The 7111-nt window shown below is 36.9% G+C and carries 8 protein-coding genes; all 8 read right to left on the reverse strand.

Annotation, left to right across the window (positions count from 1 at the left end; genetic code table 11):
• A partial coding sequence (locus MV589_RS02695; RefSeq protein ID WP_297431791.1) for a UvrD-helicase domain-containing protein occupies positions 1-1283 on the reverse strand: 1283 nt, incomplete at its 3' end.
• The gene (locus MV589_RS02700; RefSeq protein WP_297431793.1) at positions 1283-3628 is read right to left on the reverse strand and encodes a PD-(D/E)XK nuclease family protein; all 2346 of its coding nucleotides are present in this window, start codon (positions 3626-3628) and stop codon (positions 1283-1285) included. The genes MV589_RS02700 and MV589_RS02695, both read right to left, overlap by 1 nt.
• A 3-nt stretch (positions 3629-3631) precedes the next feature.
• Complete coding sequence (locus MV589_RS02705) at positions 3632-4159, reverse strand: hypothetical protein (RefSeq protein WP_297431795.1); 528 nt, start codon at positions 4157-4159, stop codon at positions 3632-3634.
• The gene (locus MV589_RS02710) at positions 4137-4856 is read right to left on the reverse strand and encodes a 3-dehydroquinate dehydratase (RefSeq protein ID WP_297431796.1); all 720 of its coding nucleotides are present in this window, start codon (positions 4854-4856) and stop codon (positions 4137-4139) included. The genes MV589_RS02705 and MV589_RS02710 overlap by 23 nt, the downstream gene beginning before the upstream one ends.
• A gap of 107 nt (positions 4857-4963) precedes the next feature.
• Positions 4964-5200: a DUF4006 family protein gene (locus tag MV589_RS02715; protein ID WP_297431798.1), complete on the reverse strand. Its 237-nt coding sequence runs from the start codon at positions 5198-5200 to the stop codon at positions 4964-4966.
• A gap of 1 nt (position 5201) precedes the next feature.
• Positions 5202-6149 carry a c-type cytochrome gene (locus MV589_RS02720; RefSeq protein ID WP_297431801.1) on the reverse strand — a complete coding sequence of 316 codons (948 nt, stop codon included), beginning with the start codon at positions 6147-6149 and terminating at the stop codon, positions 5202-5204.
• A 9-nt stretch (positions 6150-6158) separates the two neighbouring features.
• A complete protein-coding gene (locus MV589_RS02725; RefSeq protein ID WP_297431803.1) occupies positions 6159-6362 on the reverse strand; it encodes a cbb3-type cytochrome c oxidase subunit 3 in 204 nt (67 codons plus the stop codon).
• Positions 6363-6375: 13 nt separating this feature from the next.
• Positions 6376-7068 (reverse strand): cytochrome-c oxidase, cbb3-type subunit II, encoded by a 693-nt coding sequence (gene ccoO, locus MV589_RS02730; protein ID WP_297431805.1) that lies wholly within the window; start codon positions 7066-7068, stop codon positions 6376-6378.
• Positions 7069-7111: the final 43 nt, after the last annotated feature.

The following is a 7111-nucleotide window of genomic DNA, read 5'->3' on the forward strand; positions in this document are numbered from 1 at the left end:
TTTTTTATTTTTGAGAGAAAAGTTGTGTTTACAAACTCTATGACCTCTTTTTGAGAGCGGTAGTTTGTAAGCAGTTTTTTTACTTCAGTAGCGTTTTCACGCGCCACTTCGCCAAAGAGTGCCGAGACACCCCCTCGAAATCGGTAGATGGACTGCTTCACATCCCCCACAAAAAAGAAACTCCCCTCATCAAATACGCCTTGCCCAGAGGTTATCTCCTGAATAAGCGGTTTGAGTATCTCATACTGTAAAATACTTGTATCTTGAAACTCATCGAGCAGCATATGTTCTATGGTCGCATCAAGACGGAAATAGAGAAATTCGCTGTCATTGAGGCGATGGAGTATCTCATAAACAAGCAGCGTCACATCTGAAAAACTCAGCTCACTCTCATCGACATAGAGCGCTTTTTTCGCCTTTTTGTAAATATCTACAAGTTCATTCAGCGCATAGAAAAAGTTCTGCTCTTTTACTCTGTCGTATCCTTTGACTGCGTTTTGAATAGTGAGTAGATGTGCATCCATCTCAGGTGTAAAACACTTCTTAAATACCCAATACTCCAGCGTCTCTTTATAGACCCAAGTTTTTGCTTTGAGCTCTGTAAAATCTGCCACATCAACTGCGTTTAGCAGTGTCTTTGAAGCTCCTTTACAGTTTCGTATAATGCCCTGTAGAGCACCAAGTGCTGCCATCGCTTCATCTTCAAACTCTTGTGTCGATTTTTTAGCAAATGTAAGGTGGGAAAACTCCTCTTTTTTGAGGTAGAACTCATCAAGCAGACGGAAGATGTCAGAGACTCTTTTCTTTGACTCAAGTGAGAGGTTTATGAGTGTGCTGCGTTTGTTTGCAACGCTTACCTCTTTTAAAAACCTACTCATCAGTTTTACTTCGTGCTGCTCACTTGCTGTAGTAAAGTCTGGCATCAAAGAGGCATAGAGGGAGAACTTACGTAAAATCTGCGTAAAGAAACTGTCAATCGTCATTATTTTTGTATTGGCATTTAAAAACTCTGTAAGAATTTTTTTACGACGCGCAAGAAGTTCTGCCTCGCTCATTGCACACTCTTTTGCTATCTCTGCAAATTCGCCCCTATCTGGTAGTTCTTCAAGTGTCTCTACAATTCTCTCGCTCATCTCACGCGCAGCTTTGTTGGTAAAGGTAAGTGCTAAAATCTTTGAAGCATCCGCCCCTTTAAAAAGTAGAGAGAGGTAACGCACAACGAGCATAAAGGTCTTGCCACTCCCTGCACTCGCTTCGTATGCCAGATTATTTACAAAAGCCACTACTCTCTCCCGCAGATAATTTTATATTCACAAAACTGGCAATGCTTCACATCGTCCGTCTTTTCAAAGTTAAGCTCTTCTACTGCAAGTAAATCTTTAATGTGTGATTTGAGTATCTCTATCTTCTCAGACAAAAAGGCTTCCGGCACTATTTTTGACTCTTTTAAGTCATAAAAAGCACACCCCTCGACATTTCCAAGTCCACCTGCTAACAGATAGTAAAACTCCAGCTGAAAATCTACGGCATCCGTAAAGTTGTTCTTGTTGTTGAGCATATACGAACCCGTTTTATAGTCCAGTACTTCGATGATATTGTCGCGTTTATCCACCCTGTCTATCTGCCCGACGATGGTCATTCCACAAAAAGGCTCTTTAAAAAACTCTTCTGTTTTATAAACCTTCCAGCCCTCTTGAAAACGCTTAATCTCTGCATCTACAAAAGCATCAAGGCGTTTTTTCTGCATCGCTACGAGGTATTTGTCTAGTTCACTACTACCACAATACTCATCGAGCGCCGCATCGATGTCACGCTTAAGCTCTCGTGCATCATCATAACTGCTCTTTTTCTCATAGACCGCTTTTAATGCGCTATGCACCACATTTCCTATCTCATACTCTTCGGGCATATCTTTTGGAATCTTGTGGTTTTGAATATTTTGCACATACTTGTAGTAGTACTTGCGTTTACAGCTCAGATAAGTTTTCAGACGCGTTGCAGAGAGCTCTACATTTTTAAAGCTGTACTCCTGCACTATCTCCTGCTCTTGCATTGGCACTCTTTTTGAGCGATTGAAAAGTATGGCTGCGTAGTCGAGTTCATCATGTTCATTTTGCTCTTGTATGCCAAGCTGCTTTAAAAATCGTGAGCCAGAGCTCTCACTTGAACTTACATACGAAATTGCTACCTCTTTAGCGTGTGACATCAGCATCTCATAGTAGTGTTTTTGCAGATTTTCTCTATCACTCATCGTCGGTAGTCCTGCCATCTCTCGGATTTTTGTATTTAAAAACATATCTTTATCACTGCGTTTAGGGACATTTTTATCGTCAAAATCTATAATGATTACCCCATCAAAATGGACACTTCTTGTCTCAAGCACGCCCATGACTGTTACTTTTCCACCGCGTACATCATCAAGTGTACGACTTGAGAGGCGTTGCATAAAAATGTTCAGCAGTGATTTGACACCCATTTCACTCATAAAAGGGAGCAGTTTTTCAAACTCATAGAGCTCCTCTTCGTAGATTTTTATCTCCTGCTTTGAGCCAAAGAGTTCTGTGAGTTCACTCATAAACACAATAAAATCTACCTCAGAGGCTTTTTTGTAGTAGATAGAGTGGAGTTTCAAATAAAGTGCATCCCCTACCCTGGCCAGTCGTGCCTCATTCTCTTTGGAGTCTTGATCTATCGCTTTAAGCGTTGCGTTTAGCTGTGTGTAGAGTTTTGTAGTGCTATATGGTTCACCCATAGCAAAGTTCAAGTTTGCTTTGTCATCAAAAGTACGTATCATCTGTGCCTGTTGTTCATTTGGCAATATCACCGCAATATTTTCAGCACGATGTCCCTTCGCTACAAACTCATAAATTTTTTGTTTGATGAATGCTACTTGCAAAAGTGGTTCACTAAAACTCTGACAACTGATTTGTGAATGTTTTTCTCGTTTTGTTTTGCTTAAAACAGTTCTCTCATTGAGTGAGAGCTCATATTCGTAGCCACTTTCCAAGTCAATGCCAAGATCACTCAGTTTACTCTGCATCTTTACATTAAACGTCGTTGTGCTGAGTCTAATTGTTATCTCACTAAACGCAGCAGCTTTTTCTAAAAGTTCAAGCTCAAAATTTGTCAAATATCCATCAAGAGAGATAGTGATTTTCTTATGAGTTTTTGCAAATGCCCTATTAAAGGTGTAACGCTTTGGTAAAAAGATGCGGTCTAAAAGTTTTCGCTCATCACAAAGCTTTTCATAACGCCTGTAAAGCTCTTGCAGGATGGTGATGTGCTCTTCATACTCCGCATAAACATCTGCTGCGTTTAGCATAGCAATATCAAACAACTCCGCACTGAGTTCTTCAAAGAATTTAAATATATATGAGCTGTTCTTTGTAAAAGTGAAGAAATTTCGCTCTATTTGCAGGTTTGAAAACTCTTTAAAGTCCGAAGCCTCTAAAAGCAGCAGTGTTCTGCTGTCATCATCAAGAAATTTATAGCCTTCAACTATACAGAGCTTGGCTATGAAATCACTCATTGTGATATAGTTAGGTAAAAATAATGTCTCGGAGTTTGTAAAGAGTTGCTCGTGCCTGATTGCACGAGCAGAAGGAAGGACTATGGTTTGCTCATCCATATTTTAGTAGCTAGATGCAGCTTTTAGTTTCATCTTATGCTTAGGTCTTGTATCAGCTTTTATCTCATAGAAACGATGATTTTTACCAACATTTACTTTAAGTAGTAAATTCCATACACCAACTTTTGGGAACTTCACATCTTTAAATACATAAAGCCCATTTTCAAACGTAGGATTTTTAAGCTTTTGATCATATATTTGTGTTTCAGGACGACTAATAGCTAAAATCATTTTAGCATATTTAACAGGCTTACCATCTAAAGTTGTTAATGAATATATTATATCAGAACCTGCTACATTAAGTTTTTTTGTTATATATTGAAGCTTATATTTTTTGTCAAATGCAATTTTTGCTTTAATAAAATCATTTATCTTTGCATCAGCAGTTTGATAGCTTGTCATATAAGCATCACTCTCTTGAATACTTGCGCTGTCAGTTGTTCTTATTGTCCAAACACCCAATCCAGCAACAGCAGTAATAGCTAACGCAATACCAATTGGCCAGAGTTTACCACTTTCTAAAATGTTCATCTTTATGCCTTCTTTTATAAATTTGTCTTCTAATATACATAATAATAGCATACAAAACAAAACCATAGAAAAACAGCTTCACATAAAAGAGAGTTTCTTGGTTTGTATCGGCATCATACCCATTACCAAGCTTTACATCCTTTGCGTGTGCAATTTGCTGTGCAAGATCAAGATAACCATTAAATAGTGCAGCTGCATATTTATTTGTCATATTGTTTTTGTGGGCTTTACCACCGAGAAGAGGAAGAATACTACCCCCAACATCAGTAAGCATACTTTTAAACTCATCCCAATTTTTTGCATAAAATGCTGCCATCATTAATCCCTGTGCATAAGAGCTAACAGGACTTAAAATTTGTTTTTTATCAAAATACTTATATAAAGCCTTATCATTTGTTTCAATATCAACTATAGAGTTCATTTCAGAAAATGTAAGTAATACTGTTGGCTCTTTAAAAGAGGACAAAAGTTGCTTTTCATACTGATACATAGTCATATTTTTTGGTAACTCTTTTAAGAAAATAAGTTTTAAGGCAATACCTGTCTTTTTATAAAGATCAGTACCTATCAAATTTACTTCTTGAGTTAATTTAGGCTTATGAATAATTTCATCTTTATATAAATATTCTGCAGATAATTGTGTTTGAAATACAAGGGTGAGGATGAGGGCAATAAGCCCTCTAATTATAATCTTCAATGAAAACTAACCTATAAATAAATGATTTGGAGTTATAACTGCATAAAGTGTATAAACAGCCATTATTACTAGACCCCATGAAATAATTTTTTCCATTTCTATACTCCTTATTGTTTTACAGTAACTATACGATTTGCCACCGTAGATACTGTATGACCTGAGCCAAAACCAATACCAGAACCAATGGTTTTTTCATCTTTAATTTTATAGTAGTTCATTGCATTTTCTTTTTGTACTTTCATATTCCAGATAGTCAAACCAGCCAGAATCGAAAGTAACAAAGCAGTTGCAATCAAACCACCAGTTAGACCATCAAGAGCAAAAACTTTTCTATTTTCGTTCATGTTACTCTCCTTTACTTAAGCTCATTACATACGCAGCAATAGCTTCTTTTTGTTTTGGATTTAGGGTATCCATAATAGGCATTTTTCCAATTGCACCATCTTTACCATTGTTAAGTACATTAATAATAAGTTTAGAGTTCCAACCATTAATTTGTGGAGCCATTCCAGCTACACCTTGACCATTAGCACCATGACACATAACACAAGTACCAGCAAATACTTTTGCTCCAGCACTATTTTTGTCTTTAAATCCACCAGCAACATAATTTGCTACTTCATCAATCTCTTTATCAGTGATTGGAGCATAATTATTATTAGCATTCATAAGACCTGTACGATCAGGCATTGATGCTTCAGTTCCAAGTAATTTACCAGTTAATCCATGATCAATTACATACTTAACACTTTTAACAGAAATTCTCTGATTTAAATCTGCTGCGTCAACTTCATTGTTACCATCAGCATTTAGACCATGACAAGCAACACAATCAACAAGGTAAACTGATTCACCCATATTTACTAGTTGCTCACCTTTGATGTTAGCATATTTTTTAGAAAATTCTGCATTATCTGCTTTTACTTCTTCATTGTATTGACCAATTTGAGAAAATTTATCTACTGGATAACCCCAAAGAAAATACCACATACCCCAAACAATTGTACCTAAGAATATAACTGCCCAACCAAAAGGTACTGGATTTTTATATTCACCTATGTTATCCCAAGATTCATCTGCAAGTTCACCCGTTGCCGTGTCAGTTTGCATTTGACGAACATATTTCACAACAACAAAAACTGTAATAATTACAAGTGCTGCTGCACCTGCAATTGCAAGCATATTGATGATGTCACCATTTAGACCACTCTTACCAAGATAGGTAATTGTCATATATGTCGCACCAAGCATTGCTGCTGTAATGATAATTCCCCAAAGATAAAGCTTATTCATATATCTCTCCTATTTTTTCTTTTCATCTGGCATAGGTTTTACCGGAGTATCACCTATGTCATCCTTTAGTGCCATATTGCTGTAGTGTTCATAATCAACACCAGAAGCATCTTTTCTATTTTTATAAAGATGATAAATATAGCTATAAGAACCAACCACCAAAAATATAATTAAAAAAAAGTAACTATATGCCGAAAATGTATTAATGTCCACTACAACCCCTTCACTATTTTAGACAGTTTAAATATGCAATAAGCGCTACAATTTCAGGAACTTCCCCTCTTGCAACAGCATCTTTAACATCTTGATTATGCATATTTTTCACAACAGCTTGTGCTTCTTTTAAAGCCATAGCATTTGCAGTTGCAACGCTTTTTGCCATTGGAATAACAGTAGTTTTACCATCTTTTAAAGGTACTGGTTTATTGTATGGCACTCCAAAAAATTCTGCATCTGTTAATTGTTCAGCATATGCAGTATTTATATCTGCTTTATTTTTAAACAACCAAGGATATGCAGGCATAATAGAACCTTGAACAATTTTAGCAGGATCCATCATATGATTTTCATGCCATTGCGTTGTACGATAGTTTCCTACACGGTGAAGATCTGGACCAGTTCTTTCAGAACCCCATAAAAATGGTCTATCGTATGCATATTCACCACTTAAAGAGTAGTGACCATAACGGTCAGTTTCTGCTTTAAATGGACGAATTAGCTGTGAGTGACAAGAGTTACAACTGTTTTTGATGTAAACATCACGACCAGCTAATTGCAACAATGTATATGGTTTAGTCCCAATTGTAGGACGGGCAGCTTGTGCAAAGTTTGGAACAATTTCAACCAAACCTGCAAACGCGATTGTAAGGAACACACCTACTGAGAACAAGAACGGGTGTTTTTCTAACCAATGAAACATAATATAATCCTCCCTTTCTTAAGCGCCCATAGGCGATGCATTT

Origin of the sequence: Sulfurimonas sp. (genome assembly GCF_026991475.1) — a bacterium.
Taxonomy (GTDB): Bacteria; Campylobacterota; Campylobacteria; order Campylobacterales; family Sulfurimonadaceae; genus Sulfurimonas.

Excerpts from the sequence above, each read along its gene's own strand:
- MV589_RS02715 (WP_297431798.1), bottom strand. The coding sequence starts at position 5,200 with ATGAACGAAAATAGAAAAGTTTTTGCTCTTGATGGTCTAACTGGTGGT.
- MV589_RS02700 (WP_297431793.1), bottom strand. The coding sequence starts at position 3,628 with ATGGATGAGCAAACCATAGTCCTTCCTTCTGCTCGTGCAATCAGGCAC.
- MV589_RS02705 (WP_297431795.1), bottom strand. The coding sequence starts at position 4,159 with ATGAACATTTTAGAAAGTGGTAAACTCTGGCCAATTGGTATTGCGTTA.
- MV589_RS02720 (WP_297431801.1), bottom strand. The coding sequence starts at position 6,149 with ATGAATAAGCTTTATCTTTGGGGAATTATCATTACAGCAGCAATGCTT.
- ccoO (WP_297431805.1), bottom strand. The coding sequence starts at position 7,068 with ATGTTTCATTGGTTAGAAAAACACCCGTTCTTGTTCTCAGTAGGTGTG.